General features: G+C 71.6%; 1 protein-coding gene. It reads right to left on the bottom strand.

Annotation, left to right across the window (positions count from 1 at the left end; translation table 11 throughout):
- Nucleotides 1-86: 86 nt before the first annotated feature.
- Nucleotides 87-518 carry a cupredoxin domain-containing protein gene (locus RCG67_RS16935; RefSeq protein ID WP_368827966.1) on the bottom strand — a complete coding sequence of 144 codons (432 nt, stop codon included), beginning with the start codon at nucleotides 516-518 and terminating at the stop codon, nucleotides 87-89.
- Nucleotides 519-654: the final 136 nt, after the last annotated feature.

Below are 654 nucleotides of genomic sequence, written 5' to 3'. Positions count from 1 at the left end.
CGCGGCCGCGATCAGCCCCTGCAGCACCAGCATCAGGGCTCCGTGGTGCACGTCGGCGCCTGCGCGGGTGCGCCCGGCCGCACGGCTCATCGGACGACCAGGGTTGCGGACATCTGCGGGTGGTAGGTGCAGATGATCGGGTACTCACCCGGCTCCTCGGGGGCGGTGAAGGTGACCGTCTCCCCACCTGCGGCGACGGCGTCGAAATCCCCGTTGCTCTCGGCGGTGACGGTGTGCGGGGCGGCGTCCTCGTTGATCACTGTGACCATGGCCCCGGGCACGACCGAGTCGGGGAGCTCGTACTGGAACTCCCTGATCCTGATCACGACCTCCTCCGCGGCTGCCGGCTCCGGAGAAGTGGCCGAAGGGCCGGAGGTGGCCGGTGCCGCCTGGGCAGAGGACGGGGCGGTGGAAGCAGCACTCGAGGAGGGGGAGGTCGGCACGGACCCGGAGGGTCCGCTCTCGGCGCCGCACCCGGTGAGAGCGACCGCAGCCGCTACCACAGCGACGCCGAGCATTGTCCGTTGGAGATTCATGACTGTTCCTTTCAGGGACCGCCGGCGGGCGCCGGTGGTCCGGAGTCAGGGCCCGGCCTGCCCCGGCGCCCGGCACCGCGATCGTGCGGATCGGAACTGCCTCCGCGGTCGTCGTGGA

Origin of the sequence: Kocuria cellulosilytica (assembly GCF_040981245.1) — a bacterium.
GTDB lineage: Bacteria > Actinomycetota > Actinomycetes > Actinomycetales > Micrococcaceae > Kocuria > Kocuria cellulosilytica.
The sequence above is the reverse complement of the archived record's forward strand: the minus strand, read 5'-3'. Positions and strand labels throughout refer to the sequence as shown.

What these genes read in the sequence shown, in the direction of transcription:
- RCG67_RS16935 (WP_368827966.1), bottom strand. Translation starts at nt 518, where the DNA reads ATGCTCGGCGTCGCTGTGGTAGCGGCTGCGGTCGCTCTCACCGGGTGC.